The sequence below is a fragment of the Streptomyces sp. NPDC059696 genome, from assembly GCF_042733745.1.
Lineage (GTDB): Bacteria > Actinomycetota > Actinomycetes > Streptomycetales > Streptomycetaceae > Streptomyces.
Genome location: NZ_JBHWFG010000019.1, coordinates 58,555 through 75,592, shown reverse-complemented (window position 1 = coordinate 75,592; position 17,038 = coordinate 58,555). Strand labels below are relative to the sequence as shown.

Below are 17,038 nucleotides of genomic sequence, written 5' to 3'. Positions count from 1 at the left end.
GTTACGCCCCCGCCTTGGTGACGGCCGGTTCGTCGGTCAGCGTGGTCTGTTTGGGTACGTCGAGTTGGCCGGTCTCGTGGAATTCGAGCTGGCGCCGGCGGTTGGCGATGATGCCTTCGGGGCGGAAGCGCATCAGGAGGATGAGCGCGATGCCGAAGGCGAGGAGCGACTTGTCCTGGAGGAAGACCAGCTTCTCGGGGAGCAGGTAGAGCAGGGCCGCGCCGAGGAGCGGTCCGGCCACGGTGCCCATGCCGCCGAGGACGACCGCGGCCAGGAGGAACGCGGAGTTGGGCGGGGTGGAGCCGGCGAACTGGTACGGCGTGGGGACGACGCTGTAGGTGACGTGGGCGCTGACGGTGCCGGCGAGGCCGGCGAGGGAGGCGCCGAGGGCGAAGGCGACGAGCTTGACGCGGAAGCCGTTGATGCCCATGGCGGTGGCGGCGGTCTCGTCCTCGCGGATGGCGATCCAGGAGCGGCCGATGCGGGAGTCCGCGGCGCGTGTGTAGACCAGGACCACGATGGCCATGATGAGGACCATCAGCAGGTAGTAGTTGGCGAAGCGGCCGAGGGTGAATCCGCCGATGTCGTGGGCCTGGCCGAAGTTGAACCCGAAGAAGTTGAGGTCGGGGATGTTGGCGATGCCGTTCGGGCCGTTGGTGACGTCGGGTCCGGAGTCGCCGTCCATGTTGTTGACGGCGATGCGGAAGATCTCTCCGAAGCCGAGGGTGACGATGGCGAGGTAGTCGCCGCGCAGTCGCAGGGTCGGGGCGCCGATGAGGACGCCGAAGACGAGGGAGGCGGCGGCGCCGGCCAGGGCGGAGGCCCAGAAGGGCAGGTGGACGCCGGAGATCGTGGAGAACTCGGAGCCGGAGACGAGGGCGGCGGTGTAGGCGCCGACGCCGAGGAAGGCGACGTATCCGAGGTCGAGGAGTCCGGCGAGGCCGACGACGATGTTGAGGCCGAGGGCCACGGTCCCGAAGATCAGGATGTTGACGCCGATGTTGGCGTAGTGGTCGTCGGTCTGGGTGAAGGGGAAGGCGATGGCCGCGGCGAAGCCCATGGCGAGGGTGAAGCTGCGGTTGGCGGCGACGAGGGCCGAGAAGCGGTCCATGAGGCCGGCGGTGTGCAGGGCCCACATGGCGAAGGTGACGACGAAGAGGTAGCCGATGAAGAGTTCGCCGTACTCGGTGTCGATGCCGTAGGTGAAGACGCCGAGGCCGATGATGGTGACCACGGTGATGACGGCCCGCTGGATCCAGGGCGCGACGGCCTGGGCTGCGGGGATGTGGTCGGGCTTGGCGATGTAGGCCTTGATGGCTTCCTTGGTGCCGTCGGTGCCGGTGCGTTCCTGGGGGAGGGCGAAGGCGCCGATGACGGGCAGCAGGGAGGCGACGGCCGCGATCCAGCCACCGGGTTCGAGGTTGACGACACCGCCGAGCTTGGCGCTGATGGCGATGACGGTGAACCAGGTGACGGCGAAGCCGCCGAGCGCGTTGAGCACGAGGGGTGCGTTGTTGCGGGCGGGCAGCAGCCAGCCGAGGCCGCGGACGCCGTAGGAGGCGAGCGCGAACAGAGCGGTGAGGACGCCGGCGGTGAAGGTCAGCCACTGCAGGCCACCGGGGTAGCCGTTGTAGGTGAGGTCGCCGGGGAATTCGGCGGTCCAGGTCCAGGCGAGGTACGCGGAGGCGGCGGTGGCGATGCCGCCGCCGAGCAGCAGGGCGCGGGCGGCCGCTGCGGGCAGGGGGATGAGTCCACGCGGTGCGGGCGTCGGGGTGGGGACGGCGTCCGGCACTTCGGTCTTGGTCGTCTCGGTCATGTGATCACGCCCTGTCCGCGACGCGCTCGCCGAGCAGGCCCTGTGGCCTGAAGAGGAGCACGAGGATGAGGAGGCAGAAGGCCCAGACGTTGGCCCAGCTCTGACCGCCGAGCTGCTGCATGCCGGGGATCTCGTCGATGTAGGCGGAGGCGAGGGTTTCGGCGATGCCGAGCACGACACCGCCGAGCATGGCGCCGTAGATGTTGCCGATGCCGCCGAGGACGGCCGCGGTGAAGGCCTTGAGGCCCATCAGGAAGCCCATGCGGTAGTCGACGTTGCCGTACTTGAGTCCGTAGGCGACGGCGGCGACGGCCGCGAAGAAACCGCCGATGGCGAAGGCGATGACGATGATGCGGTTGGTGTCGATGCCCATCAGCTGCGCGGTGTCGGGGTCCTGCGCGGTGGCCTGCATGGCGCGGCCGGTGCGGCTGCGGCGCACGAAGAGGGCGAGGGCGGCCATGCAGATGACGGCGGCCAGGATGAGGAAGATGTCGGCGTCCTTGATGGTGACGGAGCCGATGTCGTGGGTGGCGTCGAGACCGGGGAAGGCGCGGGCGCGGTCGGCGCCGGGGTAGAAGTTGCGCACGACCTCCTGGAGGGCCAGGGACAGTCCGATGGCGGTGATGAGCGGTGCCAGGCGTGGTGCTCCGCGCAGTGGTCGGTAGGCGAACCGTTCCGCCCCTACGGCTATGAGGATGGCCACGAGGGCGCCGCCGAGGAGCATGAGCGGTACGGCGAGGGCCATCGAGGTGCCGTCGGGCAGGATGTAGAAGTAGACCGTGAGGGCGCCGAAGGCCCCGGTCATGAAGATCTCGCCGTGCGCGAAGTTGATGAGCTGGACGATGCCGTACACCATCGTGTAGCCGATGGCGATCAGCCCGTACATCGAGCCTAGAAGCAGCCCGTTGGCCAGCTGCTGCGGCAGGGTGTTCACCGCATGGCCTCCATGTCGCTGGTGGTCGTGTGCACTGGATGTGTGCGTGGTCGTGTGCTGTGTGGGGGTGTGGAAACGGGCCGCGCGGTCGGGGTCCCCTTCCGCGCGGCCCGTGGTGCGGCGTTGTGGCGGGCCGACTACTTCAGGTCGGCGGTGCCGGTCTCCACGTCCTTCCAGGCACCCTTCTCGACCTGGTAGACCGTCAGTTGCTTGTTGGTGGTGTCGCCGTACTGGTCGAAGGAGATCTTGCCGGTGAGGCCTTCGAAGTCGGACTTCTGGACACCGTCGACGACCTTGGAGCGCAGGTCGTTGATGTCGCTGGGCACCTTGCCGCCGTTGGCGTCGGCGGCGGCCTTGACGGCCTTGATGATGGCGGTGGTGGCGTCGTAGGCGTAGGCACCGTACGCGCCGTAGTCGCCCTTGTAACCCTTGTCCTTGTACGTCTGGATGAACGTCTTGGCCGCGGGCAGGGTGTCGGCGGGGACACCGATGGCGGTGGCGAGGTCGCCCTCGGAGGACTTGCCGGCGGCCTCGATGTAGGTCGAGGCGAACATGCCGTCGCCGCCGAACAGCGGGATCTTGACGCCGGCGTCCTTGAGCTGCTTGGTGATCAGCGCGGACTCGTCGTACTGGCCGCCGTAGTAGAGCAGGTCGGCGCCGGAGTTCTTGATCTTCGTGACGAGGGAGCCGAAGTCCTTGTCGCCGGTGTTGACGTGGTCGGTGCCGACGACCTTGCCGCCGAGCTTCTTGTACTGCTCGTTGAAGATCTTCGCGAGGCCGGCGCCGTAGGTCTGCTTGTCGTCGACGACGAAGGCCTTCTTCTTCTTGAGGCCGTTGTACGCGTAGCCGGCGGCGAAGCTGCCCTGCAGCTCGTCGGTGGTGGCGGTGCGGAAGTAGGTCTTGAACGGGCGCTTCTTGTCCGTCTGCCAGTTCTTGCCCTGGGTCAGCTCGGGCGCCGTGTTCGCGGGGGAGATCTGCACCATGTTCGCCGAGGCGAAGACCTGCTGCATCGTCTGGGCGACGCCGGAGTTCAGCGGGCCGACGGCGCCGACGGCGGTCTTGTCGCCGACGATGCTGGTGGCGTTGGACTGGCCGGTGGCGGGCTGCGCCTTGTCGTCCAGGGCCGTGAGCTTGAACTTCACGCCCGGGACCCAGTTGTTCTTGTTGGCGTCGTCGACGGCGATCTGGGCGCCGTACTGGATGCCGAGGCCGGTGGTGGAGTTCTCACCGGAGAGGGGGGCGTCGACGCCGATGGTCAGCGTCGTGCCGCTCCCGTTGTCTCCGCCCTTGTCACCGCTGTCGTCTCGGGAGCCGCAGGCGGTGAGAGTCAGAGCTCCGGTCGTGAGAACGGAGGTAAGAATCACCAAGGAACGCTGTCGCACAATCAGTCCTTTCACAGGCAGGCCCCGCCCTGGTCGGGGGGTGAGTGCCGCGCTGGTACCGAACTCCCGATGGAGGCGGTGACTGGCCGTGACTCTAAGCCCGGGGTAAGGGCATGGTCAGTGGTGCGGGCTCGCTTGTGACTTTCTTGTTATGACGGCGTGGATGACCGGTCTCGGCGGCGGGCCGTCTCGACGGGTTTGGTCGATTTTCGCCGAGGTCCGCATTCTGAGAACCCGCACTTCCGGTTGGCCCTGGCTGAGATCGTGTGCTGCTCCGGCCGCATGCGGCCCCGAAAGAGATCGAAAAGGCCCCGGGGCGTGGGCGCGACCGATGAGGAAACGGCGGTGCTGTATTGCGCGCGCGTTACGGAGCGTTACGCCGAGGAAAGGCGGGGGCGCGGTCCGGGGAATGCGCGGGCATTCGAAAACCGTGATCTTCGCGGTGTCGCGGCGGGTCCGGTCGGGCCCGTGGGGGAGCGACGCGGTGCGGCCCGGTGTGCGTCAACTTCCCTGCGTGGGTGTCGAGTTGACGGGCAGGGCGTGTGACGTCGCGGCGGGGGGCTGCCAGGTTGCGGTCAACGGACACTCAACTCCCTTATCGGTGAGCGGAGTTAATGGGTCGAGCGGGAAGAGGAGAAAGGCCCCGCCGCCTCGCGGGGGAGCGCGGGCGGCGGGGCGGGTGCTGCGGTGCTGAGGGCTACGGAAGCTTCACGAACGGCGCGAGGAAGGCCCGCGCGCCGGGGGTGTCCAGTCGGTAGGTGACGTTGGTCGCGTAGCAGGGTGTGTCGCCGGTGATGGTGGTGGCGGCGAGCACACGCCGGCCGCCGATCATGGCGAAGTTGGGGCCGCCGGAGTCGCCGTAGCAGGCGCCGCCGTTGCCCTGGGGGGCGGTCATGCCGAGCCGGGCCCAGGAGTCGTTGAGGGCGTTGAAGGTGACGGGTGCCTTCATCCGGACGCCCCCGCCGGGGTGGGTCTGGCCGCCGGGGCCGTTGACGGCCTCCTGGGTACCGTATCCGGCGACGACCCAGTCGGTGTCGTTCAGGCCCTGCGGGCCGAGTCTCCCCAGCTCGTTCGCGGTGGGCAGGGCGGCCGGGGTGAAGCTCCAGCGGGCCTTGACCTGGGCGGCCGGCAGCTGGATCACCGCGATGTCGTGGGTGTCGGAGGCGGGCCCGGGGTACGCGGGGTGCGTGTGCGCCGTGCCCGGGACGGCGACCGCGGCGGCCTGCGCGGCCGGGTCGCCCGGGTGCCTCTTCGCCGCCGCGTCCAGCCCGGACTGCACGTCCTGGTCGAGGGAGACGTGGAAGCGGACGTTGTCCGGCCAGTCCGAGGTGCAGTGCGCGGCGGTCAGGAAGGTGTCCGCGTCGACCATGGTGCCGGAGCAGACCCAGTCCACACGGTCGGGAGTCGCGGGGTCGCCGTCGTCGTCCCAGGTGGCCACGAGTGCGCCGACCTCGGTGCGCTCGGGGGCGGGCGTGGCGTTGTAGGAGTTGATGGCGGAGGACGGCAGCGCGGTGGCGAGCACGGCGGCGCACGCCGCCGCGGTCACGGTGAGGGCGCGTACGGAGGTCAAGAGAAACCCTTCTACGGGTGGGACGGGTCTTCTCCTGTGGGGGTGGAGCGCCAGTGAAAGGCCCGGGAGGCGGCCGCGACAAGACCGCGTCCGCCTCTCCAGGGTTTTCCCTACGTCCGTCAGCCCGCGGCCCGTATGTGCTCCTCGTCGCCCGGCCGCACGTCGCGCAGCATGCAGGTCAGCCGGGCGGTGCACACCCGCTTGTCGTTCTCGTCCGTGACGACGATCTCGTAGGTGGCGGTGGAGCGGCCCCGGTGCACGGGCGTGGCCACACCGGTGACCTGCCCGGAGCGCACTCCGCGGTGGTGGGTGCAGTTCAGGTCGACTCCCACGGCGATCTTGGAGCTGCCGCCGTGCAGCATCGACCCGATCGAGCCCAGGGTCTCGGCCAGGACCGCGGAGGCCCCGCCGTGGAGCAGTCCGTAGGGCTGGGTGTTGCCCTCGACCGGCATGGTGCCGACGACCCTCTCCGCCGACGCCTCGGAGATCTGGACGCCCATCCGGTTCCCCAGGTGGCCCGCGGAGAACAGGGCCAGCAGGTCCACGCCGAGCGCGGCGTACTCGTCGATGACCTCTTGCGGGAACTTCACATGCTGCTGCTCACCCATCGGGCCCGGCTCCGTTCGTCCTCGTCACTCGGCTGCTCTGCCACTGAGCGAACGCTCAGTCGGTCGCCGATTGTTCCAGACGCACCACGACGGACTTGCTGGCCGGGGTGTTACTGGTGTCCGCCGTGGCGTCCAGCGGCACCAGGACGTTGGTCTCCGGGTAGTACGCGGCCGCGCAGCCCCGGGCCGTCGGGTAGTGCACGACGCGGAAACCGGGGGCCCGGCGCTCCACACCGTCCTTCCACTCGCCGACCAGATCCACGTACGCACCGTCCGCCAGGTTCAGGGCCCGGGCGTCCTCGGGGTGGACCAGCACCACCCGGCGTCCGTTGCGGATGCCGCGGTAACGGTCGTCGAGGCCGTAGATCGTGGTGTTGTACTGGTCGTGCGAGCGCAGCGTCTGCAGCAGCAGGCGGCCCTCGGGAAGCCGCGGGTACTCCACGGGTGCCGCGGTGAAGTTGGCCTTGCCGGTGGCGGTGGGGAAGCGGCGCTCGTCGCGTGGTGCGTGCGGGAGGGCGAAGCCTCCGGGACGGGCCACCCGGGCGTTGAAGTCCTCGAAGCCCGGGACCACGCGCGCGATGCGGTCCCGGATCGTGGCGTAGTCCTTCTCGAACTCCTCCCACGGCGTACGGCTGTTCGCCCCGAGCACGCGGCGGGCGAGCCGGCTGACGATGGCCGGCTCCGACAGCAGGTGCCGGCTCGCGGGCTCCAGCCGGCCCCGGGAGGCGTGCACCATGCCCATCGAGTCCTCGACCGTCACGAACTGCTCACCGCCGCCCTGCAGATCGCGCTCGGTGCGGCCGAGCGTCGGGAGGATCAGCGCACGCGCGCCCGTGACCGTGTGCGAGCGGTTCAGCTTCGTCGACACGTGCACCGTCAGGCGGGCCCGCCGCATGGCCGCCTCGGTCACGTCCGTGTCGGGGGAGGCCGCCACGAAGTTGCCGCCCATCGCGAAGAAGACCTTCGCCTCGCCGTCGCGCAGGGCGCGGATGGCGCGCACGACGTCCATGCCGTGCTCGCGCGGGGGCGCGAAGCCGAACTCCTTCTCCAAGGCGTCCAGGAACGCCGGCGCGGGCCGCTCGAAGATGCCCATGGTGCGGTCGCCCTGCACGTTCGAATGCCCGCGCACCGGGCACACGCCGGCGCCCGGGCGGCCGATGTTGCCCCGCAGCAGGAGGAAGTTGACGATCTCCCGGATCGTGGGGACGGAGTGCTTGTGCTGGGTGAGGCCCATCGCCCAGCACACGATGGTGCGTTCGGAGGCCAGGACCATCCGCAGGGCCTTCTCGACGTCCTCCCGGGTCAGGCCGGTCGCGGTGAGCGTCTCGTCCCAGTCGGCGGCCCGGGCGGCCTCGGTGAACTCCTCGAAGCCGTGCGTGTGCTCCCGGACGAACGCCTCGTCGACCGCGCCGTCCGTCTCCAGGATGAGCTTGTTCAGCAGGCGGAACAGCGCCTGGTCGCCGCCGATGCGGATCTGCAGGAACAGATCGGTGAGGGCCGCGCCCTTGACCATGCCCTGCGGCGTCTGCGGGTTCTTGAAGCGCTCCAGGCCCGCTTCCGGCAGCGGGTTCACGCTGATGATCTTCGCGCCGTTGTCCTTGGCCTTCTCCAGCGCGGACAGCATGCGCGGGTGGTTCGTCCCCGGGTTCTGCCCCGCGACGATGATCAGGTCGGCCCGGTGGAGATCCTCCAGCAGGACGCTGCCCTTGCCGACGCCGATCGTCTCCGACAGGGCCGAACCGGACGACTCGTGGCACATGTTCGAGCAGTCGGGCAGGTTGTTCGTGCCGAGTTCACGCGCGAACAGCTGGTAGAGGAAGGCGGCCTCGTTGCTGGTGCGGCCAGAGGTGTAGAAGACGGCCTCGTCGGGGGAGGAGAGCGCGCCGATCTCCTCGCCGATGATGTCGAAGGCGCGCTCCCAGGTGACCGGCTCGTAGTGCGTGCCCCCCTCGGGGAGGTACATGGGGTGGGTGAGCCGGCCCTGCTGTCCCAGCCAGTAGCCGCTGCGGCCGGCCAGGTCGGCGACCGGGTGCGTGGCGAAGAACTCGGGAGTGACCCGGCGCAGGGTGGCCTCCTCGGCCACGGCCTTCGCGCCGTTCTCACAGAACTCCGCCTTGTGCCGCTGCTCCGGCTCGGGCCAGGCGCAGCCGGGGCAGTCGAAGCCGTCCTTCTGGTTCACGCTCAGCAGCGTCAGCGCGGTGCGCTTCACGCCCATCTGCCGCTGTGCGACCCGCAGCGTGTGCCCGATCGCCGGGAGCCCCGCAGCCGCGTGCTTCGGCCCGGCGACCTGCGGCGCGTCCTGGACCGGATCGCTCTTGGGCGGCTTCGACGCCATCGCACACTCCCCTTTGACTGTGCTGTGAGGTGGGTCTCTCAATCCTCGCACGCGGAGGTGACAGCGGTGGCGGCCGGGCCGGGAGGCGCCGGCGGCGGGGAGAGCGGGGTTCCCGAGGGCGTGCGCGATCCTGCACGGCACCCGCCGGGGGCGGGGCCGGGTGTCAGTGGGGCGTGGCAGGATCGGGGGCGTGGCAGAGACAGCATCGAAGACGACCGACCAGACCTCCGGCGGCAGCCGGCCGCGACTGATGCTCATGGACGGGCACTCGCTGGCCTACCGCGCGTTCTTCGCGCTGCCCGCGGAGAACTTCACCACCGCGACGGGCCAGCCGACGAACGCGATCTACGGCTTCGCGTCGATGCTGGCCAACACGCTGCGCGACGAGGCGCCCACGCACTTCGCGGTCGCCTTCGACGTCTCCCGCAAGACCTGGCGGTCCCAGGAGTTCACGGAGTACAAGGCGAACCGCTCCAAGACCCCGGACGAGTTCAAGGGCCAGGTCGAGCTGATCGGCGAGCTCCTGGACGCGATGGGCGCCCAGCGCTTCGCGGTGGACGGCTTCGAGGCCGACGACGTCATCGCCACGCTCGCCACCCAGGCCGAGGCCGAGGGTTTCGAGGTGCTGATCGTCACCGGCGACCGGGACTCCTTCCAGCTGGTCAGCGAGGACACCACGGTGCTGTACCCGACCAAGGGCGTCTCCGAGCTGACCCGCTTCACCCCGGAGAAGGTATTCGAGAAGTACGGGTTGACGCCCGCGCAGTACCCCGACTTCGCGGCCCTGCGCGGCGACCCCTCCGACAACCTCCCCGGCATCCCCGGCGTCGGTGAGAAGACCGCCGCGAAGTGGATCAATCAGTTCGGCTCGTTCGCGGAGCTCGTCGAGCGCGTCGAGGAGGTCAAGGGCAAGGCCGGCCAGAACCTGCGCGACCACCTGGAGTCCGTCAAGCTCAACCGCCGGCTCACCGAGCTGGAGCGCCGGGTGGAGCTGCCCAAGGGGGTCGCCGACCTGGAGCGCGCGGCCTACGACCGCAAGGCCGTCGCGATGATCCTGGACACCCTGGAGATCCGTAACCCGTCGCTGCGCGAGCGGCTCTTCGCCGTCGACCCCGGCGCCGAGGAAGCCGAGACCACCCCGATCAGCGCCGAGGGCGTGGAGCTGGACGGCACCGTGCTCGGCACCGGCGAGCTGCCCGCCTGGCTCACCGAGCACGGCACGCAGCCCCTCGGCATCGCCACGGTCGACACCTGGGCCCTCGGCACCGGCTCGGTCGCCGAGGTCGCCCTCGCCGCCCCCGAGGGCCCCGCCGCCTGGTTCGACCCCTCCCAGCTGGACGAGGCCGACGAGCAGGCCTTCGCGGCCTGGCTCGCCGACGCCGGGCGGCCCAAGATCCTCCACAACGCCAAGGGCGCCATGCGCGTCTTCGCCGAGCACGGCTGGAGCATCGAGGGCGTCACCATGGACACGGCTCTCGCCGCGTACCTGGTCAAGCCCGGCCGCCGCTCCTTCGACCTGGACGCGCTGTCCCTGGAGTACCTGCACCGCGAGCTGACCCCCGCCGCCGCGGCCGACGGCCAGCTCGCCTTCGGCGCGGACGAGGGCGCCGAGGCCGAGGCCCTGATGATCCAGGCCCGGGCCGTCCTCGACCTGGGCCAGGCCTTCGAGAGCCGGCTGGAGGAGGTCGGCGCCGCCGACCTGCTGCGCGACATGGAGCTGCCCACGTCCGCCCTGCTCGCCCGCATGGAGCGGCACGGCATCGCCGCCGACCGGTCCCACCTGGAGGCCATGGAGCAGATGTTCGCCGGGGCCGTCCAGCAGGCGGTCAAGGAGGCCCACGCCGCGGCCGGGCACGAGTTCAACCTGGGCTCGCCCAAGCAGCTCCAGGAGGTCCTCTTCGGCGAGCTGGCCCTGCCCAAGACCAAGCGCACCAAGACCGGCTACACCACGGACGCCGACGCCCTCGCCTGGCTCGCCACGCAGACGGACAACGAACTGCCGGTGATCATGCTCCGGCACCGCGAGCAGGCCAAGCTGCGCGTCACCGTCGAAGGCCTGATCAAGACGATCGCCGCGGACGGCCGCATCCACACCACGTTCAACCAGACCGTCGCCGCCACCGGCCGCCTCTCCTCGACCGACCCCAACCTGCAGAACATCCCGGTCCGCACCGACGAGGGCCGCGCCATCCGCCGTGGCTTCGTCGTCGGCGAGGGCTTCGAGTCCCTCATGACGGCCGACTACAGCCAGATCGAGCTGCGTGTGATGGCGCACCTCTCCGAGGACGAGGGCCTCATCGAGGCGTTCACCTCCGGCGAGGACCTGCACACCACGGCCGCCTCCCAGGTCTTCGCCGTCGAGCCGGACGCGGTGGACGCCGAGATGCGCCGCAAGATCAAGGCGATGTCGTACGGCCTGGCCTACGGGCTGTCCGCGTTCGGCCTCTCCCAGCAGCTGAACATCGAGGCGGCGGAGGCCCGCGCCCTGATGGACGCGTACTTCGAGCGGTTCGGCGGCGTACGGGACTATCTGCGCCGGGCGGTCGACGAGGCCCGGGCGACGGGCTACACGGCGACGCTCTTCGGCCGCCGCCGCTACCTCCCCGACCTCAACAGCGACAACCGCCAGCGCCGCGAGGCCGCCGAGCGGATGGCCCTTAACGCGCCGATCCAGGGCACGGCGGCCGACATCGTCAAGATCGCCATGCTGAAGGTCGACGCCGCCCTGAAGGACGCCGGCCTCGCCTCCCGCATGCTCCTCCAGGTCCACGACGAAATCGTGCTGGAGATCGCCCCCGGGGAGCGGTCCGCCGCCGAGGAACTGGTCCGCAGGGAGATGGCGAACGCCGTCGACCTCCGCGTCCCGCTGGGCGTCTCGGTGGGCTCGGGCCCGGACTGGGAGTCGGCAGCGCACTAGCGGAATCGCCCCACGGGGCGCATCGGGCGCGGTGACCCGGGCGGCTGCGCGCCGCCGGGCGCATCGGGGGCGGTGACCCGGGCGGCTGGGGGAGTTTCCCCTGACCCGGGTCCCGGCCCGTGGCCCGGGTCCCGGCCCGGCGAGGCGACGGGGGTCTTGGCGGGGTCGAGCCAAGGGATCACGCTTCAGTGACCGCACCGCACCGCACCGCACCGCCCGACCTGGCTACACCCGCGCTGCCTGGCTACACCCGCGCTGCCTCGGACACCGGGCCGGCTTCAGAAACCGAGCCGCTCCGGTCGCCCGCCCCGCCGCGTCGCCCGACCTGGCTACACCCGCCCCGCCGCGCCGCCCGACCTGGCTACACCCGCGCTGCCTCGGTCACCCGGCCGGCCTCAGGCACCCAGCCGCCCCGATCACTCGCCCCCGTCCCGGTAGCCGGCCCGCCCCGGCCCGACCGATCCGTCACTCGCGTGGCCCCCGAGAAGGCGCCTCCGCTCACGGTGCTCGCAAGGATGCGGGGCATGGGTATACGCACGTTCCTCAGCCGCACGGGCACCGGCATGGCACTGCCGCCGGTCCCGGCGTTCGAGGCCGCCGCGAGTACGGTTCGCGTCCCCGTCACCCTCACGTCGGCCCTGCGCCACGCGACGGTGGACCTCCGGCGGCGCCTGGCCCGCGGAGGGCGAGCCACCGGCTCCGCCGGCACCGGCGCCCCGGCCGCCGCGGCCCGTCCGAACGCGGGCGACCTGACCGCAGCTCCCGCCCTCACCGGCACCGAAGCCCTGGCTGCCCTGACCGCTCTCACCGGCACCGAAGCCCTGTCCGCCCTGACCGCTCTCGCGGACACCGAAGCCCTGGCTGCCCTCACCGGCCTCGCCGAAAATGAAGCTCTGGCCGCGCTCGCCGGCCTCACCGGCACCGACGCTCTGGCCGTCCTCGCCGGTGTCATCGACGCCGACAGCATGCTGACCGTTGCCGATCTGACCGCCGTCACCGGCGACGCCCCCGCCGGGGCCCGGCGTCCGCGCACGCCCGCACCCCCGGGCAAGCCCTGCCGCCCCTGGGCCCGGCTCGCCCGTGACTACCTGGCCTTCGTCCTCACCCTGCTCCCACGCCCCCGCCCCGCCCGCACCACCATCACCGTGTACATCACGACGAGCGACGGCTTCGTCAGCGAGCGGCCGGACGACTCGGCTCCGCATCGGTGGCCGGGGCAGGACCGATGGGGGCCGGAACCGGACGCCGCACCCTGACCACCACGGCGTAGAGCAGCAGCGCCGGGACGAGACCCGCGCCCGCGCCGAAGCACACCGTCGGAATGATCTCCCAGGGTTTCGCGGCCGAGCCCCAGTACGCCCACCACCGCGACGCCCGCTGCACCGCCCCCACCAGCGCGAAGCCGCAGATCACGGCAGCGGCCGCCCACCGGTCCCGTACCGCCAGCACCGGGACCCCCACCGGCTCGACCCGGGGCGCCCGCCGCAGCGCACGCGCCACGAACACGGCGATCACGACCCCGGCCACCGCCGAACCGCCGTACTGCAGGTACCAATACAGCGGCGAGCCCGCCACCTCCCGGCCCAGCACCGGAAACAGCCGCATCCCCCACCGGTCGAGATGCGTGAACGCGTCCCACACCACATGGGTCACCGCACCGAGCACGGCGGACACGTACCACCGCGCCACCAGCGCGGGCCGCACCCGCGCGCGGGGCGCACCGCACCGCAGCAGGGCCGCGGGCCGCCCCTGCCGGGCCCGCGGCAGCAACGCGACGAGCGGTTCACGCATCAGCAGCCACAGCCCCACCAGCGCCCAGGCGATGAGCACGTCGACCGTGAACACACCCGGGAACCCGTGCGTGACATCGCCGAACTCCATCGCCCCTGACAGGACACTCGCCGCGTAGTAGGTCATGTCGGGTGCGAAGGAACCCGCCACGAGCACGGCGGGGACCAGGGCGCCCCGGCCGGTGCCGTCGGTGCGGACGGCGGGCAGTACGGCTGCCGCATGGCTCAGCGTGAAGGGCAACTCGGCTCCTCGCGACGGTCGTTGCACCAGGCTGGAGTGCCCGGCGGCCAGGGGCCCAGTATGCGGGACGCCGCCCGGCCGGCCGTTTCAACGGCGCAGATGGCCAACTGGTGAAAAACGGTCACGAACGGGTGCCCGGGCAAAAGAAGTTGTCGTAGGGTCGCCAGAGTCGTCGCGCGGGGAACGCGTCGACCGTGTCAGCGCGGTGAAGAGCAGAGCACACACAAGAACAGAGTCGTGGCCGTCGGAGGGCAACCCCTCGGGCGGTTGGATCGTCACAACAGGGCGAACACTGCAGACGTAGACCGGGCGCTCGGGCGTCCACGGGAGGGGTTCACTCTATGGCGGCGCAATTCGGCAGGAGGCTGCGCAAGGGGGCGGCGACGACCGCCGTGGCCGCGGTGGCGGTCGCGGCCCTGTCCGCCTCCCAGGCTCCGGGCGTGAACGACCACGGAAGACAGACCGCCGCCGACGCCACGCCCTCACCCGAAACGAGTGCCTCCGACGGCAGCGCCACCGGCAACTCGCCCTACTACACGGACCTGCCGCCGCTGAAGAGCCCGAACCCGTCGCCGTCCACGGGTCCTGGCCCCGGCGGCACGGGCGCCACGGAATCCGGCATTCCCGCGACCGTCCTCGACGCCTACAAGAAGGCCGAGGCTTCGCTGCGCGAGTCCAAGCCCGGCTGCAACCTGCCCTGGCAACTCCTCGCGGCCATCGGCCGGGTCGAGTCCGGGCAGGCCCGCGGTGGCCGCGTCAACGCCGAGGGCACCACCCTCAAGCCGATCCTCGGCCCCCAGCTCGACGGCAACGGCTTCGCGCTCATCAAGGACACCGACGACGGCGCGTACGACGGCAACAGCTCCTACGACCAGGCCGTCGGCCCCATGCAGTTCATCCCCTCGACCTGGGCCTGGGCCGGCCGCGACGGCAACGGCGACGGCAAGAAGGACCCCAACAACATCTACGACGCCGCGCTCGCCGCCGGCCACTACCTGTGCCGCAACAACTGGGACCTGTCCCAGCAGAGCGAGCTCGACCGGGCGATCCTCAGCTACAACAACTCGCGGGACTACCTGAACCTCGTCATGAGGTGGCTGGACTACTACCGCAAGGGCGCGCACGAGGTCCCGGACGGCACCGGCACGCTGCCCGACAACCGCAGCGACGACGGCGCGGGCGCGAGCCCGACCCCCGTCGTCCCGGGCGCGACGCCCCCGGCCGGCTCGAGGCCCGGGTCCACGCCCGAGCCCAGGCCCGAGAAGCCCGGGACGCCGCAGAAGCCCGGCGGTGGCGGCGCGACGCCCTCGAAGCCGCCCGCCACACCGCCCGGCACGCCGTCCACGCCGCCCACCACACCTCCCACCCCCACCGACACGGTGGACCACCTGGAGGACGCCGGCACCGCGAAGCTCACCGCCATGGCCGGCGACGCGTTCGACCGGCGGATCAGCACCCGCGCCGAGACGGAGGCCGGTAAGTCCGTCGCCAAGGTCAGGGTCCGCTTCACGATCGTCGGCGACACGGACACCACCTTCACCGGCGGCGAGGACGTGGCCACGGTCGCCACCAACAGCTCCGGCGTGGCCGTGGCGCCCGCCCTGCAGGCGGGGGAGAAGACCGGGACCGTCACCGTCCGCGCCACGGTGGTGGGCCGCGCCGTCCCGGGCCTCGACTACAAGGCCACGGTCACCGAGCGGGCCGCCGACGCACTCGCCCGCACCGGTGACGCCGCGCTGACCTGTGTTCCGGGCGGCACGTTCGCGAACCAGGTCGAGGTGAAGGCCACGTACAAGGGCGCCGTCGCCGACGGTGTCGCGGCCACCGCCACGCTGATCAAGTCGGCGGACGACCCGGCCGTCACCGACAAGGGTCCCTACTTCAAGGACGCCGACGGCAAGACCGTCCGCACCCTCACGGGCCTGAAGACGGACGCCAAGGGCCTGCTGAAGCTGCCCGAGCTGTACGCGGACGACACGACCGGCACCTTCCTGCTCCGCATCACCACCGCGGGCGGGGCGACGCTCACGGTCGAACTGACCGTGGCCGCGGCCGAGACGTCCTCGCCGAGCCCGTCGACCGAACCGAGCGCGTAGCTCTCAGGTACGACAGACGACGCCCCTCTTGTACGGATCTTGTACGGATCTCGTACGGGGGGCGTCGTTGTGTGTGCAACGTGTTCTCATCTCCGCCGCGCGTTGCTACGGTGCCGAGAAAGCTGACGGTGTATCAGTTCTGGCTGTCACGCCCCATGGGGAGGCTCCGTATGCGCGCCCTCGTCGCCGCCGCCACCGGTCTCGCCGTCGCGTTCGCCGTGGTCCTGACGCTGACCGCCCTCGGCTCCCCCTCGGGCGGGACATCTCCGAAGCCGCTGCTGACGACCGTGCCCGCACACCCCTGACCGTCCCGCCCGGGAGGGAGGCCGAGATGCGCCGCAAGGCCGGCCTGGTCCTGCTCGCCCTCGCCGTGTTCTTCGCGGCCCTGTCCCCGCTCCTGCGCTGGTACGCCTTCCCGCGCCTCGCCAAGGTCCCCGCGAACCAGTACCAGGACATGGTCCTGGAGGCCAAGGACGCCACCCTCCTCGACTACGCCACCATGAAGGCCGAGAAGGTCTCCAAGGTCACCATCGTCCAGACCCTCAAGGGCAACGTGGAGGCCTCCGAGCGGATCGAGGAGTCGGCGGGCCGGGACGTGGTCGTCTGGGACGGCCTGTCCTACGTCGTCGGCCCCGACGGCGCGATGGTCTCCAGGATCCCGGAGCGCTACATCTTCGACGCCCACACCCAGGAGCCCGTCCACGCCACCGGCGAGATGGTCGACGGCGACCCGGTCCGCCGCCGGGGCATCGAGTTCAAGTGGCCCTTCCTGACCGAGAAACGGGACTACGAGTACTTCGACGCCCAGGCCCGCCTCACCGCGCCCATCACCTACGAGGGCACGCGTGACTTCCGAGGCCTGGAGGTCTACTACTTCGAGCAGACCATCCCCTGGACCAAGGTGAAGATCCCCAAGACCCTGCCCGTCAAGGGCCTCACAGCCGAGGCGGTGACGCGGACCGGCACGTCCCGCTGGTACACCACGGTCCGCAAGTTCTGGGTCGAACCCCTCACCGGCGCCCCCGTGTACGGCGAGGAGATCCACAAGGAGGAACTGCGCGGCGGCACCCTCCTCGGCGACCGCGACAAGGTGACCGCGTTCGCCGGCCACGTGAAGATGCGCGAGGACTACATCACGCACACGGTCGACCTGGTGAAGTCCCAGCGGCTGCTCGTCCTGCTGATGACGTCCTACCTGCCCTGGGGTCTCCCGGCCCTCGGCGTCCTCCTGCTGGCCCTCGCGCTGTACCTGGAGGCCCGGGCCCGCCGCTCCTCGGGGCCGTCCCGCACGGCGGCCGAGGAACCGTCGTCGGTCAGCGCCTGAGCCCGGCGTCGGTCGGCGCCTGAGC

The 17,038-nt window shown here is 71.0% G+C and carries 12 protein-coding genes; 5 read left to right on the top strand and 7 right to left on the bottom strand.

The features are described from left to right. Window position 1: 1 nt before the first annotated feature. The 6 genes from ACFV20_RS21640 to ACFV20_RS21615 form a co-directional block, all read right to left on the bottom strand. Window positions 2-1,816 carry a branched-chain amino acid ABC transporter permease gene (locus ACFV20_RS21640; RefSeq protein WP_385658774.1) on the bottom strand — a complete coding sequence of 605 codons (1,815 nt, stop codon included), beginning with the start codon at window positions 1,814-1,816 and terminating at the stop codon, window positions 2-4. A gap of 4 nt (window positions 1,817-1,820) precedes the next feature. Further along, the gene (locus tag ACFV20_RS21635; protein WP_190200413.1) at window positions 1,821-2,750 is read right to left on the bottom strand and encodes a branched-chain amino acid ABC transporter permease; all 930 of its coding nucleotides are present in this window, start codon (window positions 2,748-2,750) and stop codon (window positions 1,821-1,823) included. 137 nt (window positions 2,751-2,887) lie between these two features. Beyond that, the gene (locus ACFV20_RS21630; protein WP_385658772.1) at window positions 2,888-4,117 is read right to left on the bottom strand and encodes a branched-chain amino acid ABC transporter substrate-binding protein; all 1,230 of its coding nucleotides are present in this window, start codon (window positions 4,115-4,117) and stop codon (window positions 2,888-2,890) included. A gap of 712 nt (window positions 4,118-4,829) precedes the next feature. Then, window positions 4,830-5,702: a trypsin-like serine protease gene (locus ACFV20_RS21625; protein ID WP_385658770.1), complete on the bottom strand. Its 873-nt coding sequence runs from the start codon at window positions 5,700-5,702 to the stop codon at window positions 4,830-4,832. Window positions 5,703-5,821: 119 nt separating this feature from the next. Beyond that, the gene (locus ACFV20_RS21620) at window positions 5,822-6,310 is read right to left on the bottom strand and encodes a PaaI family thioesterase (RefSeq protein WP_385658769.1); all 489 of its coding nucleotides are present in this window, start codon (window positions 6,308-6,310) and stop codon (window positions 5,822-5,824) included. 55 nt (window positions 6,311-6,365) lie between these two features. Next, window positions 6,366-8,645 (bottom strand): FdhF/YdeP family oxidoreductase, encoded by a 2,280-nt coding sequence (locus ACFV20_RS21615; protein ID WP_385658767.1) that lies wholly within the window; start codon window positions 8,643-8,645, stop codon window positions 6,366-6,368. Between the two features lie 190 nt (window positions 8,646-8,835). On the opposite strand from ACFV20_RS21615, the gene polA reads away from it, so the two are divergent. Both polA and ACFV20_RS21605 read left to right on the top strand, forming a co-directional pair. Beyond that, window positions 8,836-11,562: a DNA polymerase I gene (polA, locus tag ACFV20_RS21610; protein ID WP_385658765.1), complete on the top strand. Its 2,727-nt coding sequence runs from the start codon at window positions 8,836-8,838 to the stop codon at window positions 11,560-11,562. A gap of 524 nt (window positions 11,563-12,086) precedes the next feature. Further along, a complete protein-coding gene (locus tag ACFV20_RS21605) occupies window positions 12,087-12,818 on the top strand; it encodes a hypothetical protein (protein ID WP_385658764.1) in 732 nt (243 codons plus the stop codon). Here the strand turns inward: ACFV20_RS21605 and ACFV20_RS21600 are convergent. Next, window positions 12,736-13,593 carry a DUF4184 family protein gene (locus ACFV20_RS21600; protein WP_385658763.1) on the bottom strand — a complete coding sequence of 286 codons (858 nt, stop codon included), beginning with the start codon at window positions 13,591-13,593 and terminating at the stop codon, window positions 12,736-12,738. The genes ACFV20_RS21605 and ACFV20_RS21600 overlap by 83 nt on opposite strands. 341 nt (window positions 13,594-13,934) lie before the next feature. Here ACFV20_RS21600 and ACFV20_RS21595 point away from each other — a divergent pair, with 341 nt between their 5' ends. From ACFV20_RS21595 to ACFV20_RS21585, 3 genes are all read left to right on the top strand, one after another. Continuing rightward, entirely contained in the window at window positions 13,935-15,689 is a 1,755-nt protein-coding gene (locus ACFV20_RS21595; RefSeq protein ID WP_385658762.1) for a lytic transglycosylase domain-containing protein, read from the top strand. A 170-nt stretch (window positions 15,690-15,859) separates the two neighbouring features. Next, window positions 15,860-15,994, top strand: coding sequence for an SPW_0924 family protein (locus ACFV20_RS21590; RefSeq protein ID WP_010039541.1), 135 nt, complete (start codon window positions 15,860-15,862; stop codon window positions 15,992-15,994). 26 nt (window positions 15,995-16,020) lie between these two features. After that, entirely contained in the window at window positions 16,021-17,013 is a 993-nt protein-coding gene (locus ACFV20_RS21585; protein WP_385658761.1) for a DUF3068 domain-containing protein, read from the top strand. The last annotated feature ends 25 nt before the right edge of the window (window positions 17,014-17,038 follow it).

What these genes read in the sequence shown, in the direction of transcription:
- ACFV20_RS21640 (WP_385658774.1), bottom strand. Translation starts at nt 1,816, where the DNA reads ATGACCGAGACGACCAAGACCGAAGTGCCGGACGCCGTCCCCACCCCG.
- ACFV20_RS21620 (WP_385658769.1), bottom strand. Translation starts at nt 6,310, where the DNA reads ATGGGTGAGCAGCAGCATGTGAAGTTCCCGCAAGAGGTCATCGACGAG.
- ACFV20_RS21615 (WP_385658767.1), bottom strand. Translation starts at nt 8,645, where the DNA reads ATGGCGTCGAAGCCGCCCAAGAGCGATCCGGTCCAGGACGCGCCGCAG.
- ACFV20_RS21605 (WP_385658764.1), top strand. Translation starts at nt 12,087, where the DNA reads ATGGGTATACGCACGTTCCTCAGCCGCACGGGCACCGGCATGGCACTG.
- ACFV20_RS21595 (WP_385658762.1), top strand. Translation starts at nt 13,935, where the DNA reads ATGGCGGCGCAATTCGGCAGGAGGCTGCGCAAGGGGGCGGCGACGACC.
- ACFV20_RS21590 (WP_010039541.1), top strand. Translation starts at nt 15,860, where the DNA reads ATGCGCGCCCTCGTCGCCGCCGCCACCGGTCTCGCCGTCGCGTTCGCC.
- ACFV20_RS21585 (WP_385658761.1), top strand. Translation starts at nt 16,021, where the DNA reads ATGCGCCGCAAGGCCGGCCTGGTCCTGCTCGCCCTCGCCGTGTTCTTC.